Below are 25,445 nucleotides of genomic sequence, written 5' to 3' on the forward strand. Positions count from 1 at the left end.
TCTGGGACCGGTATGGGTGCCGAACCTCCTGGGATCCTCGTCCTCCGACGTTGCGCCGGCGCCACCTGGGATAGCGGGACAGCGGGTTCGCCGCTGGCGGGATTGGAGGAGGTTGCGGCGATTCCGGGGCCGGTATGGGTGCCGAGCCTCCTGGAATCCTGGTCCGCCCGAGCCGAGCGGCCGCGCCCCTGCGTGCAGCGAAGTGGTGAAGCGGGCCTCCCGGCCGGTAGGGTTTCGGGCGAGTTCGCATCTGGGCGTCCGGTTGCGTACACTCATCCTCTTGGTGGCTTCACCATGGTCGGTCGCGCCCATCTGAGGGCGCATCGAGCGCGGTGGCAGAGCCGTCGAAGGGCATTAGCTCAATTGGTAGAGCATCGGTCTCCAAAACCGAAGGTTGTGGGTTCGAGTCCCTCATGCCCTGCGCTGCATCTATCGGGAGAGAAGGGGCCCGGCAGGCTGGTGCGGTCCGCTGACTGGCCGGTCCGGGGTGGCCCGGCTCTCCCGACAAGGCCTGCTAGCCAACGCATCGACCCGGAGGATCCACGAAGTGGCAGACGAGAAAGACACCGATTCGGCGTCCGACAAGGACGCGTCCGAATCGGCTGCTGCCCGATCCGCTCGGTCCGACGGGTCCAGCCCGGTGAGCCCGCAGTCAGCTGGCAGCCCGCAGTCAGCTGGCAGCCCCGACTCGCCTGAGCTCGACGACCCGTCCGAACTGGAGTACGACGCGTCCGATGAGCGCGACGACGCTCCGGACTCCGACGGCGAGGACGACCGAGAGGGCGAGCGGGAGCTGGTCGGCGTCGGCGCCCGGAAGCGGCGGTCCGGCGGCGAGGACTCCGCGTCCGGATCGGCGACCAAGACCGGCGGCCGCAAGAAGGACCACGCGACACCGAAGCAGAAGTCGGCGGCGGACAAGCCGAAGCGCACCACGCCGGCCAGTTTCGTACGAGGCTCGATCAGCGAGCTGAAGAAGGTCGTCTATCCGACCGGCAACCAGCTGGCCAACTACTTCGTGGTCGTGCTCGTGTTCGTGCTGATCGTGATCGGAATCGTGACCGGTCTGGACTACGGCTTCGGCTGGCTGATGCTGAAGATATTCGGCTGATGAGCGAGTACGTGCCGAACGAGTCTGGGCCAAACGAGTCTGGGCCAGGAGACAACGCCGAGGACCTCGGCGGCCGACAGAGCAATGGAGATAACGACGTGGCAGAGAACTTTCCCCCGAACTCTGAGCCTGAAGGGCTGCTGCCCGAGGGTGAGGAGTCGACGGAAAGCACCCAGTCGCAGGACCAGGAGCAGGACTTCGAGGTAGATCTCGGTCAGCAGAGCTTCGGCCGCGACGACTCCGGCGACGGGAAGTCCGGCTCTGACGACTTCGACATCAACCTCGACTTCGGCGCCGAGACCGAGGAGGCCGACAGCGGCATCAACCTCGACTTCAAGACCGAAGCAGAAGAGCAGGCCGACGAGCAGGCCGAGCTGGACGAGCAGGACGCCGACGCGGCCGACGAGCTGGTGTTGGAGGAGTTCCGTGCCGAGCTGCGGGCCAAAATCGGCGAGTGGTACGTGGTGCACACGTACTCAGGGATGGAGAACCGAGTCAAGCAGAACCTGGAGAACCGGGTCACCTCGCTGAACATGGAGGACTACATCCACGAGATCGTGGTCCCCACCGAGGAAGTCACCGAGATCCGCAACGGTCAGCGCAAGCAGATCAAGCGGACCACCCTGCCCGGCTACGTGCTGGTCCGGATGGACCTGACCGACGAGTCCTGGTCGACCGTCCGGCACACCCCATCGGTGACCGGCTTCGTCGGCCACTCCAACAATCCGGTGCCGCTCGGCCTGGACGAGGTGGAGAAGATGCTCGCTCCGGCCGTGGTCGCCGCCGCGAACGCCAACAAGGCCGCGCCGACCGCCAAGAAGAAGAAGGTCGAGGTCGCCGACTACGTCGAGGGCGATTCGGTGATGGTGATCGACGGTCCGTTCGCCGGCGTGCACGCCACGATCACCGAGATCAACGCCAACGCGCAGCGGCTGAAGGCCCTGGTCGAGATCCTCGGCCGGGAGACCCCGGTCGACCTGACCTTCTCCCAGATCCAGAAGGTCTAGTCCAGTCCCACAGATTTCCCGTCCGACACCCACGTCGTACGGGTTGGAAAAGAAGCGCCGGAACTTCCGGCAACAGCAAGTAAGGACCCACAGTTATGCCCGCCAAGAAGAAGGTTGCGGCGCTGGTCAAGGTTGCCCTGCAAGCGGGCGCCGCGACCCCCGCCCCGCCGGTCGGTACCGCGCTCGGTCCGCACGGCGTCAACATCATGGAATTCTGCAAGGCGTACAACGCCGCGACGGAATCCCAGCGTGGCAACGTGATTCCGGTCGAGATCACCATCTACGAGGACCGCAGCTTCACGTTCGTCACCAAGACCCCGCCGGCCGCCGAGTTGATCAAGAAGGCCGCCGGTCTGCAGAAGGGTTCCGGCAACGCGCTGGAGACCGTCGGCAAGATCACCGCCGATCAGGTGCGTGAGATCGCCACGACCAAGCTCCCCGATCTGAACGCCAACGACGTCGAGGGTGCGATGAAGATCGTCGCCGGCACCGCCCGTTCGATGGGCGTCAAGGTCGAAGGCTGACAAAGAAGCTGACCCCGCTTACGCAACCGGCGTATCGGAGGGTCAGGGGGTCGTCCCCCCTGCAATTGATCTGGGAGGGCGTCGCGCCGCCCGTACCAGAACTAGTTGAGAGGTAACTAGCCATGAAGCGCAGCAAGAACTACGCAGCAGCCGCCGAGAAGCGCAATCCTGAGCAGCTGTACACCCCGGCCGAGGCGCTCACCCTGGCCAAGCAGAACAGCTCGGCCAAGTTCGACGAGACCGTCGATGTGGCCATGCGTCTGGGTGTCGACCCGCGGAAGGCGGACCAGATGGTCCGCGGCACCGTGAATCTCCCCAACGGAACCGGCAAGACGGCAAGGGTCCTCGTCTTCGCCACCGGGGACCGGGCCGCCCAGGCCGAGGCGGCGGGTGCCGACGAGGTTGGCTCCGACGAGCTGATCGAGAAGGTGGCCGGCGGCTACCTGGACTTCGACGCGGTCGTCGCCACCCCGGATCTGATGGGCAAGGTCGGCCGGCTCGGCCGGGTGCTCGGTCCGCGTGGCCTGATGCCGAACCCGAAGACCGGCACCGTCACCATGGACGTGGCCAAGGCCGTGTCCGACATCAAGGGCGGCAAGATCGAGTTCCGGGTCGACCGGCACTCCAACCTGCACTTCATCATCGGCAAGGCGTCGTTCAGCGATGAGCAGCTGAACCAGAACTACTTCGCCGCGCTGGACGAGGTGCTGCGGCTCAAGCCGAGCAGCTCCAAGGGCCGCTACATCAAGAAGATCACCGTGTCCACCACGATGGGCCCGGGCATCCAGGTCGACCCGAGCGACACCAAGGCCTGATCGGTAACCACGAGGGGCCCTTTGCTTGCGTACCGCGCGAGCGAAGGGCCCCTTTTGCGTGCCTGCGGGACTGGTCACAACGCGGCGATGACGATAGGTTGCGGCCAGGGATCGCAGTGCGTCGGAATTGCCCAATCGTCACTGTTCACGGGAGATTCGCATGCAGCACGCTGGCCGTACGACGCGGCGCTGGCTCACAGCCGGCGCCGCCGCGTTGATGATGACCCTGATCGCCCCGGCTGCCATCAGCGCGGCGGCCCCCAACCGGCCGAACGGCTCGGCCGGAGCTGATCATGCGATGGGATCGCAGATCCGCAAGCACGAGGGTTCCGGTGCCGCGACGCGGGCCGTCGCCCGGCCGATGGCCGCCGCCAGTTCGGTTCGCGGCATCGACGTCAGCAGTTGGCAGGGCACCGTCGACTGGACCGCGCAGTGGAACGCCGGCAAGCGGTTCGCCTGGGTGAAGGCGACCGAGGGCACGAACTACACCAACCCGTACTTCACCTCGCAGTACGGCGGCTCGTACAAGAAGGGCTTCATCCGCGGCGCCTACCACTTCGCGCTGCCGGACAAGTCCAGCGGCGCCACCCAGGCCAAGTACTTCTCCGATCACGGCGGCGGTTGGTCCGCCGACGGCAAGACCCTGCCCGGCGTGGTGGATCTGGAATACAACCCGTACGGCGCGACGTGTTACGGCAAGACCAAGGCCCAGATGCGGACCTGGATCGCCGACTTCAGCAACTACTACAAGAAGCGCTGGAACAAGTACCCGGCGATCTACACCTCCACCAGCTGGTGGAGCAAGTGCGTGAACAGTTCCTTCAGCAGCACCAACGCGCTCTGGGTCGCCCGCTACGCCAGCACCGTCGGTACCCTTCCGTACAACTGGGCCTACTACACGGTTTGGCAGTACAGCAGCTCACCGATCGATCAGAACGTCTTCAACGGCACCACGACTCAGCTGAGGACGTTCGCCGCGAACCACGACTGACCGGCGACCACATTTGTCTACGCGTTGCCCGTAATTCGACTTTTCGGCCGCATTCGGGTCGACGCGTAGACGAATCTCATCAAGGTTTCCTGCTACTCGGCGAACTGACAGGCCGCCGACCGGCCGCCGGCCAGTTCACGCAGCGCCGGCGCCGGGTCGCTGCGGCAGATGTCTTCGGCCCGGTCGCAGCGCGGGTGGAACGGGCAGCCGGCCGGGATCCGGGTCAGCTCCGGCGGCCGGCCGCTGATCGCATCCAGCTGGTGACCCTTGCGGTCCAGCCGGGGGATCGACCGCAGCAGCGCCTGGGTGTACGGGTGACCCGGCCGGGCGAAGATCTGCTCGACCGGGGCCTGCTCGACCACCCGACCGGCGTACATCACGTTCACCTCGTCGGCGACCTCGGCCACCACGCCGAGATCGTGGGTGATCAAGATCATCCCCATCTCCCGCTCGGCCTGGATCTCGCCGAGCAGCCGCATGATCTGGGCCTGCACGGTGACGTCCAGGGCGGTGGTCGGCTCGTCGGCGATCAGCACCTCGGGTTCCAACGCCAGCGCCATCGCGATCATCACGCGCTGACGCATGCCGCCGGAGAACTGATGCGGATAGTCCTTCACCCGCTGGCTCGCGTTCGGCACCTCGACCAACTGCAGCAGCTCGATCGCACGAGCCCGCGCCCGTGATCGACTCAGATGCCGCCGCCGGCGCAACGCCTCGCTGAGCTGGAAGCCGATGCTGTAGACCGGGTTTAGCGCGGCCAGCGCGTCCTGGAACACGATCGCGATGTGCTCGCCGCAGACGGCCCGGTGCGCCGACTCGGACAGCTGCAGCAGATCCCTGCCCTGGAAGAGAATCCGGCCGCCGGTGACCCGGGCGGGCGGGGTCTGCAGCAGCCGCATGATCGCCTGCGCGGTGACGCTCTTGCCGCTGCCGGACTCGCCGACGACCGCCAACGTTCGGCCCTTCTCCAGCGTGAACGAGACGCCGTTGACCGCCGACACCACCCCGTGCCCGACCCGGAATTCGACCTTCAGGTCGTCGACCTCCAGCAGCGGTTCGTGCTCGGCGTCGCGGGATGCGGTCGAGACGGCCGTCTGGGTCATGATCATCACCTGCTCACTTGAGCTTGGGGTCGAGGGCGTCGCGCAGGTTGTCGCCGATCACCACCAGGGACAGTACGGTCAGCAGCAGGCAGCCGAGCGGAAACAGCAACAGGTACGGGTATCCGCCGGTGAACCACGGGGCGCCGTTGGAGATCATGATGCCCCAGCTGATCGCCGGCGGCCGGACCCCGATGCCCAGGAACGCCAGCACCGCCTCGGCCGAGATGATGCCGGCGATCGCGGTCGGCACCAGCGCGGTCACCGGCGCGATCGCGTTCGGCAGGATGTGGCTGAACATCAGCCGGCGGTCCCGGGCTCCCAGCGCCCGGGCGGCCTGCACGTAGTCCAGGTTCTTCGCCTCCAGCACCGCGGCCCGGACGTAGCGGGTGTAGCCCATCCAGCCGAACGCGGTGAGCACGATCGCCGGCTGGATGATGGTGGCGAAGGCGCCGTCGCCGACGTCGATGTTGCGGAACAGCGTCAGCAGCAGCAGTGCCGCCAGCAGCAGCGGGATCACCAGGAACACCTCGAGCAGCCGGGACACCGCGACGTCGACCCAGCCGAGGTAGAAGCCGGAGACGACGCCGAGGAAGACGCCGATCAACAACGAGGCGGCCACCACGGTGAAGGCGAGCAGCAGGGACGGCCGGGCGCCGTGCGCCAGCTGGGCCAGTACGTCGCAGCCGGACACGTCGGTGCCGAACGGGTGCGGATGGCCGAAACCCTGCGGATGCAGCTTCGCCACCGAGATGTCGCAGTGCTGCGGGCTGACACTGGTGATCGCCTGCGGGAACGCGGCCACGAAGATGAAGAACAGCGTGATCACCAAACCGATGATCACGTCCGGCCGCCGCAGCATCTGCCGCAGCACCCCGGACCACATGCCATGGCCCTCGGACAGGTTGGCCTCGACGTCGAGGTCGATCGTCGCGGCTTGCGTCGCGTCACTCATAGCGGATCCTCGGATCGAGGGCGGCGTAGGCGAGATCGACCAGCAGCATCACGCCGATGATCACCACCGACAGGATCGTGGTCACTCCGATCACGGTCGAGACGTCGCTCTTCTCCACCGCCTGCCAGAGCAGGTTGCCCATGCCGCGGATGTTCATCACGCCCTCGGTGATCACCGCGCCGGCCAGCGCGTCGGCGAAGACGAAACCGAGCGCGGTGACGACCGGGATGGAAGAGTTGCGGACGATGTGGAAGCCGGTCACGTATGTGTTGCCCAAGCCCTTGGACCGGGCCGTCCGAACGTGATCGGCGTTGTAGTTCTCCAACTGCGCCGCCCGCACCAGCCGGATGAAGCCGGCACAGCCGGCCAGCCCGAGCAGCACTCCCGGGACGATCAAGGTCAGCCACGGATGATCTTGATCGAAGGACGGTTTGAACAGCAGCGCCGGGATCGAGTCCGGTCCGAACGTGTTTCGGGCCCAGGTGGTCAGCGGCACCGTGAAGATGTAGCGGTAGACCACCAACATCACGAACACCGGGAAGGCGTCGATCAGGATCGACGTCAGCCGGATCGAGTGATCGGCCGGCTTGCCGCGGAACCGGGCGGCCACCGAGCCGAGCAGCATGCCGGCGAAGAACCAGGTGATGGTGACGATCACGAACAGCCGCAGCGTGTTCGGCGCGGCCTGCGCGACGAGTTCGGTGATCGGGCGGTCCCGGAAGTCCGTACCGAAGTCGCCGTGCAGGTATTCACCGAGCCGGTGGACGAACGGCCGCAGACACGGGTCGCCGGGGCGGCCGTAGCAGGGATCGTCCAGCCCGTACCGCACCTCGACCGCATGCAACTGCCCCGGCGATGGCACCCGATCGCCGAAGAATGCGAGCGCCGGGTTGCCGTTCAGCTGGATCGCCAGTGTGGTCAGCAGGTGCAGCAGAAACAGCACCAGGAACACGGTGAGCAGACCGAGCAGCACCCGGCGGATGACATAGGAGACCAAGGTCAGTCAGCCAAGATCAACTGAGCCGTCGCCGGTGAGTCGTCAGCCAACGTACTTCAGCTCCCGCAGCCGGGTTGCGCCGCTGAACGGGTCGATGACGATGTTGTCCACCCGATCGCTGTAGAACGTCACCGACTTGGAGAAGTCCAACGGAATGGTCGGGAAGTCCTTGGCCAGGATGTCCTCGGCCTTCTCGTAATCGGTCACCGCGCTGTCGATGTCGGGTGCGGCGTCGCCGTCCTTGAGCGCCTTCTCGAAGGCGGCGTCGTAGTAGCCGAACTCGGTGTTGCCGTTCTTCGGATCGTCGCTGGAGTAGACCGGGCCGAGGAAGTTCTCGTTCAACGGGTAGTCCGGGAACCAGTTGTTGCGGTAGGCGCCGTCGAACTTGCGGGCACTGCGCAGCGAGAAGAAGTCGGTGCTGGGGATCAGCTTGTACTTGATGCCCAGGTTCAGGCTGATCTGATCACCGATCGCCTTGAAGTAGGCCTCCGAGGTCTCGTCCTTGCCCAGGTAGATGTTCAGCACCTTGCCCTGGGGCCAGCCGCCGGCCTTCGCCAACGCAGCCTTGGCCGCCTGCGGGTCGTACTTGCACCACTGGCAGACGTTGTCACGGCCGCCGGGGATGCCGACCGGCACCCAGCTGGTGGCCGGCACCGATTGGCCAGGGATTACGGTGTCGATGATCTTCTGCCGATCGATCGCCATCGAGATCGCCTTGCGGAATTCGATGTTGTCCCAGGGCTCGTTCTTCTTGTACAGCGGGAATCCGAGGTAGGTCAGGTCGGCGGTCTGCCGCTCCACCTTGCGGGAGGTGAGGTCGGGATCGTTGTTGGCGGCCTGCCACTGGTCCGGCGGCGGCGCACCAAGATCAAGATCGCCGGCCTCGAAATCCGGCCAGGAGGACGAACCCGCGTACTCCTTCCAGACGATCTTGTCGTAGTTGGGCGTTTCCTTCAGCGAGTAGCCCTTCCACTTGCTCGCGGTCAGCTGGACACCCTGATCCCAGCTGTCGATCTTGAACGGGCCGTTGCCGATCGGCTTCTTGGCACAGGCCTTGATGTCGTCGATGCAGGACTGGGTGACCGGGTAGAAGCCGGTGTAGCCGAGCATGGTGGAGAAGCCGGCGAACGGGCTGGTCAGGGTGACCTGCAGGGTGGTGTCGTCGACCACCTTCAGCCCGGACAGCTCGGTCGCCTTGGGCTTCTTGGTGACCGTGACCTTGCCGTCGTCGTCCTCGGTGTACTCGCCCTGCATCTCGTCGTAGCCGGCGATCCGATCGAAGAAGTAGTTGTTGTACATCGCGTGCGGCCCGTAGGCGGCGTAGTTCCAGGCGCGGGCGAAGGACGCCGCGTCCACCGGATCACCGTTCTGGAATTTCAGCCCGGGCTTGATCTTGATCGTCCACACTTTGTTGTCGGTGGTGTCGATCTTGTCGGCGACGTAGTTGTACGGCTTGCCGGTCTTCGCGTCGTAACGGACCAGCGCGTCGAAGACCACCGAGAGCACGCCGATGTTGTCGCCGACGTGGGCGTCCATCGGCAGCATCGAGTCGACGTCCTGGCCGAGCGCGAGGTGAACGGTCTTGGTCCCGCCACCACCGCCGGCGTTGTCGTTGTTGTTGTCGCTGCCGCCGCCGGACGTGCAGGCGGCCGTGCTGAGCAGAGCTACGACGGCCCCGACGGCCATCAGCTTCTTGGCCGCGGAGACGGCCGGCAAACCCCGCAGGGCCAGACTTCTGGGCACCATGGCTCCCCTTCTGCGATGCATCTCGGCACAAAATCTTGCACGGTCCGCGCCCCCGGTGGGGCAGGCCGCAGATTTGTTACCTCACCGTAGCCCGATCAGGAAGTTCTTGTCGGGTTATCGGGCCGCGTCATCGGCCGCGATCGGCGAAGTCGGTCAGCGCCCGCCCGGTCAGCCGGTAGGTGGTCCATTCGTCCAGCGGTTCGCCACCGACCCGGTCGTACACGGCGATCGCCGGCGCGTTCCAGTTCAACACCACCCACTCCATCCGGGCGAAGCCGTTGTCGCAGGCGATCCGGGCCAGCCGCTTCAGCAGTGCGCCGCCGAATCCCTGTCCGCGAAACTGCGGCCGGACGAAGAGGTCCTCCAGGTAGAGCCCGTGAACGCCCTCCCAGGTGGAGAAGTTGTAAAAGTAGAGGGCGAAGCCGGCCACCTGATGATCATCGGTCTCGGCCATCAGGCAGAACACCTTCGGGTGCTCGCAGAACAGGGCCGTACGCAGCCCGTCGGCCGTCGCCCGAACCGCGTCCGGCGCCTTCTCGTAGGTGGCAAGGTCCTTGATCAACGCGACGATGTCGTCAAGATCATCTTCCCGCGCCTCGCGGATCACCACTGGCCCCGCCCCGCGGATGACCATCGACTCAACTCCCGGATCAGCATGCGGGTCAGGCTATCGGGAACGCCACCGCCGATCGCGGCGAACCTGCGGGAATCCATTCCGCGGCAAGGTGGCGAATCCCAGGCAGAGAGACAGCTGGGCCCCGAGCATGTCTGCTCGGGGCCCAGCGTTTCGGGGGGTTTCAGTGGTGGATCGGATGGTGGTGCATCATGCGGGCCGAACGGCACCGTTGTACGGCATGTACTTCATCTTGATGTACTGCACGGACTGGCCGGGCCGGGGCGCGTGGATGACCTTGCCGTTGCCGGCGTAGATGCCGACGTGGCTGCGGCCGCTATAGAAGAACACCAGATCGCCCTTCTTCAGCGACGACTTGGAGACCTTCCGCTCCGCGCGGTACTGCGCGTTGGTGTTGTGCGGGAGCTTGACGCCGGCCGCCCGCCACGCTGCCTGGGTCAGACCCGAGCAGTCGAACGAGCCCGGACCGTTGGCGCCGTAGACGTACGGATCGCCGAGCTGCTTCTTCGCGTACGCCAGGGCTTTCAGACCCTTGGACGAGGACGAGGTCAGATGGGCCGCCTTGACCTGCGGCTTCGGTGAGCTGTGGTGCTTCGGCTTGGACCACTGGCCACCGTGCTGCAGGAAGGACCAGACGCCCTTGCCGGCGATGCCGGTCCGCTTCCAGCCGTACTTGGCCTGGATCGCCTTGACCCGGCTGGCGGTGATCTTGCCGTAGTGGCCGGTCGCGTCGACGTTCTTGCCGTACGCGCTCAGCGCCTTCTGCAGCCGGACCACGGAGGTGCCGTTGGAGCCCTCGACCAGCTTGACCCGGGTGCCCTGGGAGATCAGCGCCACCCAGGTCTTCTTGTTCACGTTGCCGCTGGCCTTCAGGCCGCGGGAGGACTGGAACGCCTTGGTCGCGCTGCGATCGGCGTTGCTGAACTGGCCGTTCACCGTGGCGGCGTGGAAGCCGGCCCGTTCCAGCAGGCATTCGGCGGCCCGGACCTGCTTGCCCCGGTCGCCCTTGGTGATCTTGGCCGCTGATCCGCTCGGATTGCAGGCTCCGGCAGCGGCGGCCGGGCTGGCGGTGGCGAACGCGAGTCCGCCGACCAGGGCGGCGCTGGCGGCAACGCCGACCGATGCCCGTCCGAGCTTGCTGGCCGCCGATTGCGGCTCAGGTACCGGACCCAGTGCCCGGCGGGGTCGGATGTTCTTCGACGATGGCTTCGACGCACTGATGTCCGCGCGCCGCGCCGCCGGCAACTGGCCGGTTGCGCGCATGGACTGCTCCCCTCGATAGATTGCACCGCGGGTAAGGGGCCCTTCGCGGTGGCGGTCCGGCATCCCGACGCCGAGCCACGGCCGGGACGTTATCTTCCCGTGACCTTCCTGAGCAAACGGTTGCCAAGCGAGCACACGGATTCCTGATCAGCTCCAAAGGCGACCCTGAGCTGACCTGAACGACCTGAGGGGAACCCAGTGCCTTCACTCGCCGGAACCCGGGCATTCTCAGGGGCGGTGATCGGGGTCGTACGGGGGTTGGGAGCGTTAGGTCACGATCACGTCACCGGCGAGCGGCCGCGCACGGCCGTTTTCCACCCGTTGTCGGAATTGAGCGCGAAGCTACCGGCTCGGCCCGGATGTATTCCGGCCGTGGTTGGGGTTCGGTTCGCGATCGGTCTGCGGTAGCCGCTTTCCGCCGGAAGTCGCTGCTGCCGCGGCCCGCCATCGACGGCCCTGACGTTCGACACCGCCGTTTCGAGCTGGTGGCGTCGTTCCGTAACCTGAGCGGCCATACGCGCTGCGTGGACGGCTTCGATCCGCCGGTGCCCGGGCTGGGCGCCCAGTTCTGGCGTGTGGTCGACTTCCGTACAAAGCAGGATCGGACGTGCCGCGCTGCGCAGGATTTGGACCCGATCGGCCGATCCCGTACGCTGGTCGCTGCCGAAGACCGCTGGTCGATCGCAGATCCGAAGAGCTCCCTGGTGGAGCGACCCGCGCAGGTTAACTGGTACGACATTTCTTGATCGATGCCTCGGACGCGTCCGGGCGGATGATCATGGTCAGCCCCGGGCGCCTGCGCACCGGGGTTTCTTGGTTTCTGGAGCTCGTACGAACTTCCGATTCCGCTTCGTTCCTGCGCCACACCGTCGGGCTGACGATTCCCCGGCGATTGGTCGGCGGGGTAATGCAAAGAAGTGGAAGGGAGACCCATGGCGAAGCCGGACAAGGTGGCAGCCGTCTCGGAGCTGAAGGAGAAGTTCACCAGCTCCCAGGGCGCCGTGCTCACCGAGTACCGCGGTCTCACCGTCTCCGAGCTGCGCAATCTGCGTCGCTCGCTTGGTGAGGACGCCAGCTACGCCGTGACGAAGAACACCCTGACCCAGATCGCAGCCCGGGAAGCGGGCATCGAGGGCATCGACGAGCAGCTCGTCGGCCCGACCGCGATCGCCTTCATCGACGGTGACCCGGTCAACGTCGCGAAGGGACTCAGGGACTTCGCCAAGGCGAATCCGCTTCTGGTGATCAAGGGCGGCGTGCTCGAGGGCAAGGTGATCAGCGCCGCCGAGGTGACGAAGCTGGCTGATCTCGAGTCTCGGGAGACGCTGCTGGCGAAGCTGGCCGGTGCCATGAAGGGCACCCTCGGCAACGCTGCTTCGCTGTTCCAGGCTCCGCTGTCTCAGGCCGCCCGCGTGCTGGGTGCCCTGGAGGCGAAGGCGCAGGAGGATCCGTCCGTTATCGCCGGAGCCGGATCGGCACCAGAAGCAACCGAAGCTGATGCAGCACCTGCTGCGGATGACAACACCCCTGCAGCCGACGCTGCGCAAGAAGAGAAGTAAGGAAGGAACGCCACCATGGCGAAGCTCAGCACCGAAGAGCTCCTTGACGCTTTCAAGGAGATGACGCTGATCGAGCTCAGCGAGTTCGTCAAGCAGTTCGAGGACACCTTCGAGGTCACCGCCGCCGCTCCGGTTGCGGTTGCCACCGCTCCGGCCGCTTCCAGCGGTGACGGCGCTGCCGCCGAGGAGGAGGGCTCCGATGAGGTCGACGTGATCCTCGAGTCCGCCGGCGACAAGAAGATCCAGGTCATCAAGGAGGTGCGTACCCTCACCTCGCTCGGCCTGAAGGAGGCCAAGGATCTGGTCGAGGGCGCGCCGAAGCCGGTCCTGGAGAAGGTCGACAAGGACGCCGCGAACAAGGCGAAGGAGGCCCTCGAGGCCGCCGGCGCCACCGTCACCGTCAAGTGAGCACTGCTCACTGAGCGTCTGACATCTCGCCGACAGGGGCGGGCCCGATCCGGGCCCGCCCCTGTTGCATGCCCGGCTCACGTCGCACGATCCAAGCAAAACATCGGGGACACAAGGATCTCTTGACACCGGCTCGGCGCGACCGCAAGACTCCGGTGCCAGCCGTCCCGTACGGCGCCCGCCGGCCGTCGAACCGCGATGCCGGTCAGGGTCGAAGCACAGGGGAGTGCGCCGATGTCACCAGGACCCTTGCGATCTCACCGCCGGAATGGGGCTCACCGAAATGGGAACCGAGCCGCAAAACTTGCCGCCGTCGCTGCCGCTGTCAGCCTGGCTGTCGCGGGGATGGCCGCGACGTCGAACACCGCCGGCGCGGATCCGCTGCCGAAGAAGAGCGCCAACAGCCGCCCGGCCGCCGACACCATCGACATCGGGCCGAAGCTGCGCAAGCAGAGCACAGTCAGCCTGAGCAAGGCCGAACGAGACAAGTTCGCCGACAGTGCGCCCGCAACGGGTTCGCGGATGAAGAAGCAATCCACTGCCGCAGACGCCGGCACCGGCGGCATCCCCGTCGGCGGCGAGAAGACCTGGATGATCCTCGACGACGAGAAGGGCGGCTACTCGGCTGCCACCTTCGTGCTCACCGCGCTGGGCAACAACATCGAGGTGTGGGTGCAGAAGAATCTCAACTACCCGACCGGCGATTGTCGCAACGACGGCGTACGCAATGTGGTCACCTCGGCCCAGGCGCGGTATCTGGCCGACGAGTTCGACAACAACATATTGCCGATCCAGTCGCAATTCTTCTCCACCGCGCCGGCTCGCGACGGCAGCCAGCAGGAAGACATCGGTTTCGGTGCCCCGCTGTGGGATCTGCTCGGCGGCGGCGATCCCAACTACTACGTCGGTGACGGCAACAAGACGATCGCCTTGATCAGCAACGTCCGCGACGCCAATTACTACGACCCGACCAGCCCGGACGGCGCCACCTACATCGCCGGCTTCTTCTCGCCGACCTTCAACGAGGCCTTCGATCGCAACGTGATGACGATCGACTCCTACGACTGGCTGCACCGCACCGGCGCCAACCCGCCGGACGAGACGCCGGGCGGACTCTGCTCGGCCAAGCAGGCAGCGCGCCCGCACAGCTACGAGGGGACCTTCGCCCACGAATACCAGCACCTGCTGGAGTATTACCAGGACGGCGCGGAAAGCACCTGGCTGAACGAGGGACTCTCCGACTACGCCCAGACCTTGGTCGGCTACGTCGACACCACGCTGCCGTACGGGGTCAAGGGCGCCGACAGCCATCTCACCTGCTATCAGGGCTTCCTCGGCTCGGACTCGTTCCCGTACTGCGGTGCGGAGAATTCCTTGACCCGTTGGGAAGATCAAGGTTCGCCGTCGGTGCTGTCCGACTACGGTGCCGCCTACGCGTTCGTCACGTACTTGGAGAATCAGTTCGGACGCCAGGCGATCCAGTATCTGCACACCAGTGACAAGCAGGGCTTGTCCTCGCTTCAGGCCTACCTTGATGATCATGCTCCGGGGCTGACCACAACCGATGTGCTGCACGACTTCCTGGCCCAGATGGCCTTGGACCGGCTGGTCGACGACGGTGCCAAGGGTCTGACCAAAGATCAAAAGGCGCGCTTCACCGCTGATCAACTGAGTTCGGCGATCGACTGGTCCTGGACCGGCTCGTACGACTCGCCCGGCGCGCCCACCAACGGTGGCGACTTCGTCCTCGGCATCGCCGATCGCCCGGTCAACGGCCGTACCGTCGGCAAGATCAACTTCTCCGGCGCCACGACCTATCAACCGGACCCGCTGGCCTGGACGGTTGACGACAACGCGCTCTACAGCGGTGTCGGCAATGAGCTGGACAACACCGCCGTGTACGACGTGAAGGTGCCGGCCGGAGCCCGGACGCTGACCATCTCCACCAAGTACAACATCGAACAGGACTGGGACTTCGGGGTCGTTCAGGTCTCCACCGACGGCGGCAAGACCTACCGGACCCTTCCCGGCACCGACACCACCAGTGATCATGATCCGGCCGCCGAAGGCAGGATCGTTGATCAACTTCCCGGCCTGACCGGACTGTCAGACGGCTACGTGCCGCAGAGCTACGACCTGAGCGGCTATGCCGGCAAGGACGTGAAGTTGTCGTTCCGCTACTTGACCGATGCGGCCAGCAACGGCAACAACGACGATCCGAGCGGCTGGTGGATCCGTGACGTCAAGATCGGCAACACCGTGATCACCGACGGCAGCAACACCGACGGGGCCCGCTCGGCAACTGAGATCTCACCGATCCCGGTGGCCGGCTGGAGTCTGCAGGTGGTGGGTTGGAGCCTGGACGGCAAGACGGTCGCCTACGCCGACCTGAAGGTCGGCAAGGACGGCACCGCCAAGCTCAACAAGGGCCATGCCCAGAAGGTGTTCAAGAAGGTCGACCGGATCGGGTTCATCGTCACCGCCGACGACCCGACCGAGACCGCCACCAAGTACGCGGCGTACACGCTCAAGATCAACGGCGTCACCCAGGCCGGCGGCGGCGGTCAGACCGCCACGAGTTCGGACCCGTCGGTGCTGGCCAAGCAACTTCCCAGCTCCCATCGCCGACAGGTCTTCTGACACGACGGGACCGACTCGGGACGGAACTTGATCTTGGTCGCCCGGTGATCGGACACGAGTCATGATCACCGGGCGACCGGGCGTTATCTGGATACACTCCTGCTGTGTCGATTGACTCCACGGCGCGCGGCGAGGCGGACGCGTTGACGACCGGCCGTCTGGCCAAGCTGGCGATTCCCGCCGCTGTGATCGGCGTGCTGTCCGGCGTCAGTCTGGCGCTGGTGTCCTGGGTGGCCAATCAGCTCCAGCATTGGTTGTGGGACGTGTTGCCGCAGGGGTTGGAGCACGGTGGCGACACCTGGTGGTGGATCATCGCCGTGCTCACCGCCACCGGCCTGGCGGTCGGTGCGGTCGTGCAATGGGCGGCCGGGCATGCCGGCAACGACCCGGCCGCGACGGAGCTGGTCGCACCGCCGTTGCCGATGCGGACGCTGCCCGGACTGATCGCGGCGTTGATCTTGGGCCTGGCCGGTGGCGTCAGCCTCGGCCCGGAGAATCCGATCATCGCGGTCAATGTGGCGCTCTCGGTCTGGCTGGTCAGCGTGGTCAAGGTCGGCGTACCGAAGCCGGCCACCACCCTGATGGCGGCGTCCGGGACGATCGGAGCGATGTTCGGCACCCCGGTCGGCGCCGCACTCTTGATGACCGAGTTGGTCGCGGGCAAGGGAAAGGGACCCCTGTTCGACCGACTGTTCGGGCCGCTGGTGGCCGCCGGCACCGGCTCGCTGACGATGACGTTGATCGGGATGCCGCAACTGTCGGTGAGCGTGCCGAAGTACACCTCACCGGCCTGGGTCGACCTGATCTCGGCGCCCGCGGTGGCCATCGTCGCGGCCCTGTTGTGTCTGCTCGGCGTGTGGGCTTTTCGCTACGTGCATTCGGCTTTCCATCGGATGAGGTATCCGATCCTGATGCTCGGTCTGGGGGGTCTGCTGCTGGGCATCCTCGGTGCCATCGGCGGCCCGCTGACCCTGTTCAAGGGGTTGGACGAGATGCAGGAGCTGACCAAACACGCCGCCGACTACTCGGTGCTGGCGCTGTTCGGATTCGCGGTGATCAAACTCGCGGCCCTGGTGCTGGCTGCCTGCGCCGGCTTCCGCGGTGGGCGGATCTTCCCGTCGGTGTTCATCGGAGTGGCGGTGGGACTCGCCGCCCACGCGCTGATCCCGAGCCTCCCGCTCGGTCTCACGCTTGCGGCCGCGGTGACCGGCGCCGCCATGGTCGTCGCCCGGGACGGCTGGCTGGCCCTCTTCATGGGCGTGGCGATGGTCGGCGACGTCCAGGTACTCCCGGTGCTCTGCCTGGTCGTGCTGCCGCTGTGGCTGCTGGTCCGCAGCCGCCCGCTGATGCTGATCGAGAACGAAGGTCCGGCGACGAGCTGACTCGGCTTGCCCGTCGCCCACCCATGTTTTTGTATACCGGTCCGCCCGAACCCGCCGAAAACGGCTCGATCGGGCCAACGCGTATACAAATGTCATCGCCACTCGTGGTGGCGAGCGATCCATTGCGGACGAGACGTGGTCGTGATCCTGTCCGCAGGAACCCTCACGAGTGGGTCGGTACATTCACGTCAATGAGTTCTAGGTTCCGTCCGCGACGACGATGCTGTCTCTCGGACGATCCGCCGCGCGCTGGCAGCCGGTTTCCTGTATGGCGGGGCTACCGCCCGGGTCGGCTCAGCAATCGGTCGCGGCCGGCTCGGACGCCGGCAGGAAAGCCTGTCACGTAGTAGTGACGCAGATACCAGAGTCCGTGAAGGAGCCAGAGCGCGCGGTAGCTGCGGTCGTTCGGCGGCTCGAACAAGCCGGGGTCGCCGTAGCCGGCCTGGATCCATTCGACCGGGAAACGGGCCCCTTCTCGGAATGACCACTTGGCGAAGTCGTTCGCCGCAGGTTCGGCTGCGGCCACGCCGAAGTCGATGATCCCCGACAACCTCCCGTCATGTACCAGGACGTGAACGGCGAGGAGGTCGTTGTGGCTCATCGTCATCCGGGGTGAGGCTCCCCGGAGCGAGTCGAGGATCTCGCGGAGCCATCCTCGGATCGTCGTCGGTTCGAGTCCGACCGATCGGCCGGCGTCCTCGAACAGTCTCGCCTGGGTGGTCACGTTGGCCAGCCACTCATCCAACGTCTCGAACGTACCGACGCCTGAGCCGTCGAGGTTGCCGAGGCCTCGTACCGGGATGGTGTGGAGCTGCTTCAGCCACGCTCCAACCTCTTCCAGCACGCGACGAACGTCGACGTCGTCCGGATCAAGGTCGGCGAGCCGCACACCCGGCAGCTTCTCCGTCACCATCACGGACCGAAACTCGCTGCAAACCTCGACGCGACGAACAGCGTGAACCCGAGGCGCCCGAATGCCCCGCACCGCACACTGGCCGAGAACCCACGCCTCCCGGTCGTGCGCCTCGGATCCGGTGTGCGAGATCCGTACGATCACCGATGGGGCTTGGTCCAGGGTGACGTCGTAGACCTCGTTCTGCTCGCCCTCGACGATGCGGCGGGAGTCCACGATCGGCGCTTTCGTCACCTCGCCGACCACAGCCGCCACCACGTTCAGCGGCGTCGCCCACGCGCTGTGCAGCGTGGCCAGGTGCTGCCTGCGGTCCACATCGGATGGAGACCGGTCGGACGGAGACCTGTCGGATGGTGACCTGACTTCGCGCTCCGACATCCCGCGATCGTAACGACAGACCGCCTACCGGGGCGACACGCTTTCGGGTGACACCCGAACCGGCCGCGGACCGAGGTGCCCGCGAGTGCCCGGTGATTGATCCTCACCCGACTGGGACGTTCGCGCAGAGAGACCCGGCCGATCGGCGCGCAGCGCGATCCTGCACCCGATGGTGGGGCGCCCAAGATCAGGTCAGGTCGACCAGCATGGCGCCGGCCAGGGCGAGTCCGGCGGCGATCACGCCGCGGCGGCTGAGCCGTTCTCGCAGGAGGACCGCGCCCAGCAGGACGGCCCAGACCACGCCGGTCTCGCGCAGCGCGGCCACCATCGACAGCGGCATCCGGTTCTGCGCCCAGACCACGATTCCGTACGTGAGAAAGGAAAGCAGGCCGCCGACGATGCCCTTGATCGCGTGTGGCCGCATCCGCGGGACAAGATCAGCACCGCCTCGCCAGCGAGCCGTGATGATCAACAACGGCGCCTGGATGACGAACATCCAGCCGGCGTAGCCGATCGCCTCACCACTGTGCCGGACTCCGATCCCGTCCACCAGGCTGTACGCGGCGATGCAGCAGCCGGTCAGCACCGCCAGGCCGATCCCGTCACCGCGCCGGGGCAGTCCTCGACCGAGGGCCAGAACCGCCAGTCCCGCGCACAGCATGCCGATCCCGAACAGCGCCCAGCCGCTGATCCGCTCGCCGAGCACGGTCAGCGCCACAATCGTTACCAGCAAGGGATCCAGCCCGCGGATGAGCGGATAGAGCCGGCTCATGTCGCCGTGCTGGTAGGCGCTGGTGAGCAACAGCAGATAGACCACCTGCAGGATCGCCGAGGTGATCAGAAACGGCCAGGACTCGGGGTCCGGCGACGGCCGCAGTAACACCGTGACCAAGCCGGCGATCAGGTAGCCGCAGCCCATCAGGGCACTCGACACCCACCGATCGCCGACCGACTTCGCGGCGGTGTTCCAGATCGCGTGCAGCAAGGCGCTGGCCAACACCAGCGCCGCGGTCAGACTCATTCGCGCGCTGCGCCCGTCGTCCCCGCCTCAACGCTCGCCCGCGGCAGGTCGAACGGTCGGCCGGTCATGTGCGCCCAGGCAGCATCGTTGATCCGCAGGGTGGCCATCGCGTGAGCAGCGACGTCGGCCTGCTCGAGGCCCTCGGGTACCACGCCGGTGCCGAGCACCCGGGTGAACGGGCCGCGGGCAGCGATCCAGGCGGTGCGCTCCTCGTCGCTGTCGCCACCGTGCCCGCCGGCGTCGACGTGGCCGTGGTCGGTGACCGCGATCACCGTCCACTCCTCCTCGGGCCGCGCGCCGATGGCTGCCAACAGCCGCACGACCCGAGCGTCGGCCCGGGCAATCGACTCGTCGTACAGCGGACCGGTGCCGTGGGCATGCGCGATCTCGTCCGGTGCGCCGAGGTAGCAGACCAGCAGGCTGCCTTGACTGCTGTCGTGACCGGCGATGAATTCCTCGGCCCGTCGGGTGACCTGCTCGTCCAGCGCGTCCAGGCCCTCCGGCGATTCACCGTCGGTCGACGGAACGGGTACGAAGCCGCCGTCGGCGAACATCGGCCCGCCACTGACGTGGTCCACCAACGGGGTCCAACTGGCCCCGCGAAGGCCGGCAGGCCGGGCCGCTCCCGCTGCGCCAGCTTGATCAGATCCGGGAAGTCCTGCAGCCGATGGCCGGTGAAGTCGTTGTCGAAGATCAGGTGCCGGTCGGCCAGCACCCCGGTGAAGATGGTCGCCCAGCTCGGCCCGGAGATGGTCGGCCCGGCCTCGTTGACCCGTACCGGCGCAAGGAAGCCTGCCTCGGCGATGGCGTCGATGCCGGGTGTCGGCAGTCGGCGCAGCGTGTCGTAGCGGACACCGTCGATGCCGATCACCAACACGTGTCGGGTGCTCGGACCGTCGGACGGCCGAGCCTCGTTCGCGGCGAGTTGGTCCTGCTGGGTCGAAGTCATCTGCGATTCCTCTTCTCTCGTCGTGCTGCTTGGTTGGTTCATGCCGACTGGCTGGTGGGTGCCGTGGATCGAGGGTCGCCGATCACGCGGTGGGCGATCTCGAAGACGGTGCGGATCGGCTGCCGCTCACGCAGGTCCCGCGCGCAGGCCAGGTATTGGGTCAGGGAGAGGTCGATGCCGCTGACCTGAACGGCGACGATGCGGGGATCGTCGGGGACCTCCCGTACGGCGCTGACGCCGACTCCCAGCCCCTCGCGTACGGCGACGTGCACGGCCTCGCGACTGTCCACGGTGACCACGTCGGCCGGTTCGAGGTGCACCGCGGCCAGGGCCTGGGCGAGCCGGCGTCGGGTCATCGACTGCGGTTCGCGCAGGATCAGTCGTTCGCCGACGAGTTCCTCACCGGTGATCGCGTCCCGGTCGGCGAAGCGGTGATCCGACGGGACGACGGCGACCAGGTCGTTGCGCATCAGCGGCTCGGCACAGATCCCGGGGTGCGAGCCCGGATCGGCGGTGATGGCGACGTCGGCCTCGTGCTCCAGCAGGTCGGCCATCACCTTCTCCGAGTTGCCCGAGCTCAGGCTCACCCGCAGCCCCGGGTGCCGGCGTTCCAATTCGGCGAACAGCGGCATCGCGTGCACGGGCGCGTCGGCGGCGATCCGCAACTCGCCGGATCGGAGCTCGGCCGAGTCCGAGAGCAGTCGTTCGGCCGCGGCCTCGGCGCGGGCGAGTCGGCCGGTGACCTCGTACAGGTCGCGGCCCAGTCGAGTCAGTCGTGCGGTCCGCCCGCTGCGGTCGAACAGCATCACCTGGTAGCGGTTCTCCAGCGCCCGGACCTGCTCCGACAGCGTGGGTTGGCTGATCTGCAGCTGCCGGGCAGCGGCGGTGAAGCTGCCCGCCTCGGCAACCGCATGGAAGGCGCGCAGGTGCGCCAGATTGATCATCGGGATGACCTATTTATCAGATCGAGATTTCGATAATCCCTATACACGACGGGATCATAGCTGCCCGTTCACCGGCATGGGAAGCGACGCCTGTGCGCGGGTCGGTAAGAACGTCGGGCGGGATGAGCTCAAACCGCCCATTCGTGGGGGTTCGGGTCAACCCGTCCGACGTTCTTACCGCGCGCCCATCCCCAGTGCCGAGGATCCGGCGCGCTCGCATCAGCCGGGACGCGGCAATCTTCCGCGCGTCGCTTGCGGGTGCAACCTCGCTGAGTAAGCTTCCTGCCGTTAAACCGCGAGGCAACTCCGTCCGGGGAGGTCTCGGGGCCGGTCAGGGGGACTCGGCCCGGTCGGTTCTGGTGGCGCGCGCCCTGCGGGGTTTACAATCCGCGGCCGTCGTTGTAGTCTGTCATCTTGCCCATGCTTTTCGTCAACCCGTTTCACTTGACTCGGGTCGTTTGTCGTGCGTGGGTTCGGGTGGCCCGAACCGCTGCTGGAGCGGGTGCCCGGTGGGCGTTTGGCCTGCTTGACAAGCGAAGGCCTGCCAGACGCGTACTCAAGTGAATAGACGCAACCACACGGAACCGCCCGCGAGCCCTCGGAAGGACCACTCTTGGCCGCCTCGCGCACTGCCTCATCCCACTCCAAGAAGTCGCCAATCTCGGCTTCCGGCCGCATCTCATTCGCCAAGATCGACGAACCGCTCGAAGTTCCGAATCTGCTGGATCTGCAGACCCGGTCCTTCGACTGGCTGGTCGGAAACGACGTGTGGAAGGCACGCGTCGAGGCGGATCTGGCCGCAGGACGTACCGACGTCAACACCAAGTCCGGTCTCGAAGAGGTCTTCGAGGAGCTGTCCCCGATCGAGGACTTCTCCCAGACCATGTCGCTGTCGTTCCGCGACTACCGCTTCGAGCCGCCGAAGTACTCGGTGGAGGAGTGCAAGGAGCGCGACGTCAACTACGCCGCATCCCTCTTCGTGACCGCCGAGTTCATGAACAACGAGACCGGTGAGATCAAGAGCCAGACCGTCTTCATCGGTGATTTCCCGCTGATGACGGACAAGGGGACCTTCATCGTCAACGGCACCGAGCGTGTCGTGGTGTCCCAGCTCGTCCGGTCCCCGGGTGTCTACTTCGAGCAGACCCCGGACAAGACCTCCGACAAGGAGATTTTCACCGCCAAGATCATCCCGTCCCGGGGTGCCTGGCTGGAGTTCGAGATCGACAAGCGCGACACCGTCGGTGTCCGGCTGGACCGCAAGCGCAAGCAGAACGTCACCGTGCTGCTGAAGGCGCTCGGCTGGACCGACGCGCAGATCCTGGAGGAGTTCGGCGAGTACGAGTCCATGCGGCTCACCCTGGAGAAGGACCACACCTCCACCCAGGACGAGGCGCTGCTGGACATCTACCGCAAGCTCCGTCCGGGCGAGCCGCCGACCCGCGAGGCCGCCCAGACCCTGCTGGAGAACTACTACTTCAATCCGAAGCGGTACGACCTGGCCAAGGTCGGTCGGTACAAGATCAACAAGAAGCTGGGCGTCGGGCTGCCGTTCGACCAGCAGGTGCTGACCATCGACGACATCGTCGCCACCATCAAGTTCGTGGTCGCGCTGCACGAGGGCAAGGAGACCCTACCCGCGGCCGACGGCAGCGAACTGGTGGTCGAAGAGGACGACATCGATCACTTCGGCAACCGCCGGCTGCGGACCGTCGGCGAGCTGGTGCAGAACCAGCTGCGTACCGGTCTGTCCCGGATGGAGCGCGTTGTCCGAGACCGGATGACCACCCAGGACGTCGAGGCCATCACCCCGCAGACGTTGATCAACGTCCGCCCGGTGACCGCGGCGCTGCGGGAGTTCTTCGGCACCTCCCAGCTGTCCCAGTTCATGGACGACACCAACCCGCTGGCCGGGTTGACCCACAAGCGCCGGTTGTCGGCGCTGGGTCCGGGTGGTCTGTCCCGTGACCGGGCCGGCATGGAGGTCCGTGACGTGCACACCTCGCACTACGGCCGGATGTGCCCGATCGAGACCCCGGAAGGCCCGAACATTGGCCTGATCGGCTCGCTCGCCTCCTTCGCCCGGGTGAACGCCTTCGGCTTCATCGAGACCCCGTACCGCAAGGTCGTCGACGGCGTGGTTACCGACCAGATCGACTACCTGACCGCCGACGAGGAAGATCGTTTCGACGTCGCCCAGGCCAACGCCAAGGTGGACGAGAACGGCAAGTTCCTTGAGGAGCGGGTGCTGGTCCGCAAGCGGCACGGCGACACCGACGAGATCAAGGCCGACGAGGTCGATTACATCGACGTCTCGCCGCGGCAGATGGTCTCGGTGGCCACCGCGATGATCCCGTTCCTGGAGCACGACGACGCCTCCCGTGCGTTGATGGGCTCCAACATGCAGCGCCAGGCGGTGCCGCTGGTCAAGTCTGAGGCGCCGTTCGTCGGCACCGGGATGGAGTACCGCGGTGCGGTCGACGCGGCCGACGTCACCACGGCGAAGGCCGCCGGTGTGGTCCAGTCCGTCACCGCCGACCTGGTCGAGGTCGCGCAGGACGACGGCAACTACCGGGTCTACAAGCTGGAGAAGTTCCAGCGGTCCAACCACGGCACCTGCATCAACCAGCGTCCGCTGGTCTCCGCCGGTCAGCGGGTCGAGGTCGGTACGCCGATCGCCGACGGTCCCTGCACCGACGGTGGCGAGATGTCGCTGGGCCGCAACCTGCTGGTCGCCTTCATGCCCTGGGAGGGTCTGAACTACGAGGACGCGATCATCCTCAACCAGCGGCTGGTCCAGGACGACGTCCTCACCTCGATCCACATCGAGGAGCACGAGGTCGACGCCCGCGACACCAAGCTCGGTGCCGAGGAGATCACCCGCGACATCCCGAACGTCAGCGAGGAGATGCTGGCCGACCTGGATGAGCGCGGCATCGTCCGGATCGGTGCCGAGGTCGGCACCGGCGACATCCTGGTCGGCAAGGTCACCCCGAAGGGCGAGACCGAGCTGACGCCGGAGGAGCGACTGCTGCGGGCGATCTTCGGTGAGAAGGCCCGTGAGGTCCGCGACACCTCGCTGAAGGTCCCGCACGGCGAGTCCGGCACCGTGATCGGTGTGCGCGTCTTCGACCGCGAGTCCGACGACGAGTTGTCCCCGGGCGTCAACCAGCTGGTCCGGGTGTACGTGGCCCAGAAGCGGAAGATCCAGGACGGCGACAAGCTCGCCGGCCGGCACGGCAACAAGGGCGTCATCTCCAAGATCCTGCCGAGCGAGGACATGCCGTTCCTGGAGGATGGGACCCCGGTCGATATCATCCTGAACCCGATGGGCGTGCCGAGCCGGATGAACGTCGGTCAGGTGCTGGAGACCCACCTCGGTTGGGTCGGCAAGCAGGGCTGGGACGTCGAGGGCGTCGACGAGCCCTGGGCCGAGCGGCTGCGTTCGGTCGGTCTGACCCACGTGCCGGGTGATTCCCGGTTGGCGACGCCGGTGTTCGACGGCGCGACCGAGGGCGAGATCACCGGTCTGCTCGGGCACACGCTGCCCAACCAGGACGGCAATCGGATGGTCAACTCCGACGGCAAGGCGCGGCTGTTCGACGGCCGCTCCGGTGAGCCGTTCCCGGATCCGGTGGGTGTCGGCTACATCTACATGTTGAAGCTGCACCACCTGGTCGACGACAAGATCCACGCTCGCTCGACCGGCCCGTACTCGATGATCACCCAGCAGCCGCTCGGTGGTAAGGCGCAGTTCGGTGGCCAGCGGTTCGGCGAGATGGAGGTCTGGGCCCTGGAGGCGTACGGCGCTGCCTGGGCTCTGCAGGAGCTGCTGACCATCAAGTCCGACGACATCCCGGGCCGGGTCAAGGTGTACGAGGCCATCGTCAAGGGCGAGAACATCCCCGAACCGGGCATCCCCGAGTCGTTCAAGGTGCTGGTGAAGGAGATGAAGTCCCTCTGCCTGAATGTCGAGGTGCTGAGCTCCGACGGGACCGAGGTGGAGCTGCGGGATTCCGATGAGGACACCTACCGCGCCTCCGACGAGTTCGGTATCGACCTGTCGCGCCGTCCCGGCGCCGACCTCGGAGTCGAAGAAGTCTGACCACCA

Annotated in this window: 21 protein-coding genes, 1 tRNA gene and 1 pseudogene; 12 read left to right on the plus strand and 11 right to left on the minus strand. The window is 66.4% G+C overall.

Going from position 1 to position 25,445, the window contains the following annotated elements; translation table 11 throughout:
• Positions 1-348: 348 nt before the first annotated feature.
• The 6 genes from FOE78_RS05730 to FOE78_RS05755 all read left to right on the plus strand — a co-directional run bounded on the left by FOE78_RS05730 (position 349) and on the right by FOE78_RS05755 (position 4,445).
• Positions 349-421 (plus strand) — tRNA-Trp (locus FOE78_RS05730).
• A gap of 126 nt (positions 422-547) precedes the next feature.
• A complete protein-coding gene (secE, locus tag FOE78_RS24070; protein ID WP_228266069.1) occupies positions 548-1,108 on the plus strand; it encodes a preprotein translocase subunit SecE in 561 nt (186 codons plus the stop codon).
• The gene (gene nusG / locus FOE78_RS05740) at positions 1,108-2,115 is read left to right on the plus strand and encodes a transcription termination/antitermination protein NusG (RefSeq protein WP_323125712.1); all 1,008 of its coding nucleotides are present in this window, start codon (positions 1,108-1,110) and stop codon (positions 2,113-2,115) included. The genes secE and nusG overlap by 1 nt, the downstream gene beginning before the upstream one ends.
• Positions 2,116-2,210: 95 nt before the next feature.
• Positions 2,211-2,639 carry a 50S ribosomal protein L11 gene (gene rplK, locus FOE78_RS05745; RefSeq protein WP_143985442.1) on the plus strand — a complete coding sequence of 143 codons (429 nt, stop codon included), beginning with the start codon at positions 2,211-2,213 and terminating at the stop codon, positions 2,637-2,639.
• A gap of 122 nt (positions 2,640-2,761) precedes the next feature.
• On the plus strand, positions 2,762-3,454 hold the full coding sequence (rplA, locus tag FOE78_RS05750; protein ID WP_143985443.1) for a 50S ribosomal protein L1: 693 nt from the start codon (positions 2,762-2,764) through the stop codon (positions 3,452-3,454).
• A gap of 160 nt (positions 3,455-3,614) precedes the next feature.
• Positions 3,615-4,445 carry a lysozyme gene (locus FOE78_RS05755; RefSeq protein WP_143985444.1) on the plus strand — a complete coding sequence of 277 codons (831 nt, stop codon included), beginning with the start codon at positions 3,615-3,617 and terminating at the stop codon, positions 4,443-4,445.
• 92 nt (positions 4,446-4,537) lie between these two features.
• On the opposite strand, the gene FOE78_RS05760 is transcribed toward FOE78_RS05755, so the two are convergent.
• The 6 genes from FOE78_RS05760 to FOE78_RS05785 form a co-directional block, all read right to left on the minus strand.
• On the minus strand, positions 4,538-5,548 hold the full coding sequence (locus FOE78_RS05760) for an ABC transporter ATP-binding protein (protein WP_323125713.1): 1,011 nt from the start codon (positions 5,546-5,548) through the stop codon (positions 4,538-4,540).
• Between the two features lie 13 nt (positions 5,549-5,561).
• Complete coding sequence (locus FOE78_RS05765; protein ID WP_143985446.1) at positions 5,562-6,500, minus strand: ABC transporter permease; 939 nt, start codon at positions 6,498-6,500, stop codon at positions 5,562-5,564.
• Entirely contained in the window at positions 6,493-7,497 is a 1,005-nt protein-coding gene (locus tag FOE78_RS05770) for an ABC transporter permease (protein WP_143985447.1), read from the minus strand. Before FOE78_RS05770 ends, FOE78_RS05765 begins: the two co-directional genes overlap by 8 nt.
• Before the next feature lie 42 nt (positions 7,498-7,539).
• Positions 7,540-9,243 (minus strand): peptide ABC transporter substrate-binding protein, encoded by a 1,704-nt coding sequence (locus FOE78_RS05775; RefSeq protein ID WP_168207402.1) that lies wholly within the window; start codon positions 9,241-9,243, stop codon positions 7,540-7,542.
• Positions 9,244-9,370: 127 nt separating this feature from the next.
• A complete protein-coding gene (locus tag FOE78_RS05780; protein WP_143985449.1) occupies positions 9,371-9,877 on the minus strand; it encodes a GNAT family N-acetyltransferase in 507 nt (168 codons plus the stop codon).
• Positions 9,878-10,066: 189 nt separating this feature from the next.
• Positions 10,067-11,140: a C40 family peptidase gene (locus FOE78_RS05785; RefSeq protein WP_168207403.1), complete on the minus strand. Its 1,074-nt coding sequence runs from the start codon at positions 11,138-11,140 to the stop codon at positions 10,067-10,069.
• Between the two features lie 359 nt (positions 11,141-11,499).
• On the opposite strand from FOE78_RS05785, the gene FOE78_RS05790 reads away from it, so the two are divergent.
• The 5 genes from FOE78_RS05790 to FOE78_RS05810 all read left to right on the plus strand — a co-directional run bounded on the left by FOE78_RS05790 (position 11,500) and on the right by FOE78_RS05810 (position 17,129).
• On the plus strand, positions 11,500-11,886 hold the full coding sequence (locus FOE78_RS05790; protein ID WP_143985451.1) for a hypothetical protein: 387 nt from the start codon (positions 11,500-11,502) through the stop codon (positions 11,884-11,886).
• Positions 11,887-12,072: 186 nt separating this feature from the next.
• The gene (gene rplJ / locus FOE78_RS05795; RefSeq protein WP_143985452.1) at positions 12,073-12,699 is read left to right on the plus strand and encodes a 50S ribosomal protein L10; all 627 of its coding nucleotides are present in this window, start codon (positions 12,073-12,075) and stop codon (positions 12,697-12,699) included.
• 15 nt (positions 12,700-12,714) lie between these two features.
• Positions 12,715-13,107 carry a 50S ribosomal protein L7/L12 gene (gene rplL, locus FOE78_RS05800; RefSeq protein ID WP_143985453.1) on the plus strand — a complete coding sequence of 131 codons (393 nt, stop codon included), beginning with the start codon at positions 12,715-12,717 and terminating at the stop codon, positions 13,105-13,107.
• 345 nt (positions 13,108-13,452) lie between these two features.
• Entirely contained in the window at positions 13,453-15,747 is a 2,295-nt protein-coding gene (locus FOE78_RS05805) for an immune inhibitor A domain-containing protein (RefSeq protein ID WP_168207404.1), read from the plus strand.
• Between the two features lie 104 nt (positions 15,748-15,851).
• Entirely contained in the window at positions 15,852-17,129 is a 1,278-nt protein-coding gene (locus FOE78_RS05810; protein ID WP_228266070.1) for an ion channel protein, read from the plus strand.
• 277 nt (positions 17,130-17,406) lie between these two features.
• Here FOE78_RS05810 and FOE78_RS05815 read toward each other — a convergent pair whose 3' ends face one another.
• From FOE78_RS05815 to FOE78_RS05835, 5 genes and pseudogenes are all read right to left on the minus strand, one after another.
• Positions 17,407-18,420, minus strand: coding sequence for a phosphotransferase family protein (locus FOE78_RS05815; protein WP_143985455.1), 1,014 nt, complete (start codon positions 18,418-18,420; stop codon positions 17,407-17,409).
• Between the two features lie 187 nt (positions 18,421-18,607).
• Entirely contained in the window at positions 18,608-19,441 is an 834-nt protein-coding gene (locus tag FOE78_RS05820) for an EamA family transporter (protein ID WP_143985456.1), read from the minus strand.
• Positions 19,438-20,019, minus strand: a complete 582-nt coding sequence (locus FOE78_RS05825; protein WP_228266071.1) for an alkaline phosphatase family protein — start codon at positions 20,017-20,019, stop codon at positions 19,438-19,440. Before FOE78_RS05825 ends, FOE78_RS05820 begins: the two co-directional genes overlap by 4 nt.
• Positions 20,020-20,045: 26 nt before the next feature.
• Positions 20,046-20,432: pseudogene (locus FOE78_RS24740) on the minus strand (alkaline phosphatase family protein); the annotation flags it as partial.
• A complete protein-coding gene (locus tag FOE78_RS05835; protein WP_143985459.1) occupies positions 20,429-21,334 on the minus strand; it encodes a LysR substrate-binding domain-containing protein in 906 nt (301 codons plus the stop codon). The gene FOE78_RS05835 and the pseudogene FOE78_RS24740, both read right to left, overlap by 4 nt.
• A gap of 613 nt (positions 21,335-21,947) precedes the next feature.
• Between FOE78_RS05835 and rpoB the strand changes: the two genes are divergently transcribed.
• Positions 21,948-25,439: a DNA-directed RNA polymerase subunit beta gene (gene rpoB, locus FOE78_RS05840; RefSeq protein WP_143985460.1), complete on the plus strand. Its 3,492-nt coding sequence runs from the start codon at positions 21,948-21,950 to the stop codon at positions 25,437-25,439.
• The last annotated feature ends 6 nt before the right edge of the window (positions 25,440-25,445 follow it).

The organism is Microlunatus elymi (assembly GCF_007362775.1).
GTDB lineage: Bacteria > Actinomycetota > Actinomycetes > Propionibacteriales > Propionibacteriaceae > Microlunatus > Microlunatus elymi.

What these genes read in the sequence shown, in the direction of transcription:
- nusG (WP_323125712.1), top strand. Translation starts at nt 1,108, where the DNA reads ATGAGCGAGTACGTGCCGAACGAGTCTGGGCCAAACGAGTCTGGGCCA.
- rplK (WP_143985442.1), top strand. Translation starts at nt 2,211, where the DNA reads ATGCCCGCCAAGAAGAAGGTTGCGGCGCTGGTCAAGGTTGCCCTGCAA.
- rplA (WP_143985443.1), top strand. Translation starts at nt 2,762, where the DNA reads ATGAAGCGCAGCAAGAACTACGCAGCAGCCGCCGAGAAGCGCAATCCT.
- FOE78_RS05755 (WP_143985444.1), top strand. Translation starts at nt 3,615, where the DNA reads ATGCAGCACGCTGGCCGTACGACGCGGCGCTGGCTCACAGCCGGCGCC.
- FOE78_RS05760 (WP_323125713.1), bottom strand. Translation starts at nt 5,548, where the DNA reads ATGACCCAGACGGCCGTCTCGACCGCATCCCGCGACGCCGAGCACGAA.
- FOE78_RS05765 (WP_143985446.1), bottom strand. Translation starts at nt 6,500, where the DNA reads ATGAGTGACGCGACGCAAGCCGCGACGATCGACCTCGACGTCGAGGCC.
- FOE78_RS05775 (WP_168207402.1), bottom strand. Translation starts at nt 9,243, where the DNA reads ATGGTGCCCAGAAGTCTGGCCCTGCGGGGTTTGCCGGCCGTCTCCGCG.
- FOE78_RS05780 (WP_143985449.1), bottom strand. Translation starts at nt 9,877, where the DNA reads ATGGTCATCCGCGGGGCGGGGCCAGTGGTGATCCGCGAGGCGCGGGAA.
- FOE78_RS05785 (WP_168207403.1), bottom strand. Translation starts at nt 11,140, where the DNA reads ATGCGCGCAACCGGCCAGTTGCCGGCGGCGCGGCGCGCGGACATCAGT.
- FOE78_RS05790 (WP_143985451.1), top strand. Translation starts at nt 11,500, where the DNA reads ATGTATTCCGGCCGTGGTTGGGGTTCGGTTCGCGATCGGTCTGCGGTA.
- rplJ (WP_143985452.1), top strand. Translation starts at nt 12,073, where the DNA reads ATGGCGAAGCCGGACAAGGTGGCAGCCGTCTCGGAGCTGAAGGAGAAG.
- rplL (WP_143985453.1), top strand. Translation starts at nt 12,715, where the DNA reads ATGGCGAAGCTCAGCACCGAAGAGCTCCTTGACGCTTTCAAGGAGATG.
- FOE78_RS05805 (WP_168207404.1), top strand. Translation starts at nt 13,453, where the DNA reads ATGGCCGCGACGTCGAACACCGCCGGCGCGGATCCGCTGCCGAAGAAG.
- FOE78_RS05815 (WP_143985455.1), bottom strand. Translation starts at nt 18,420, where the DNA reads ATGTCGGAGCGCGAAGTCAGGTCACCATCCGACAGGTCTCCGTCCGAC.
- FOE78_RS05820 (WP_143985456.1), bottom strand. Translation starts at nt 19,441, where the DNA reads ATGAGTCTGACCGCGGCGCTGGTGTTGGCCAGCGCCTTGCTGCACGCG.
- FOE78_RS05835 (WP_143985459.1), bottom strand. Translation starts at nt 21,334, where the DNA reads ATGATCAATCTGGCGCACCTGCGCGCCTTCCATGCGGTTGCCGAGGCG.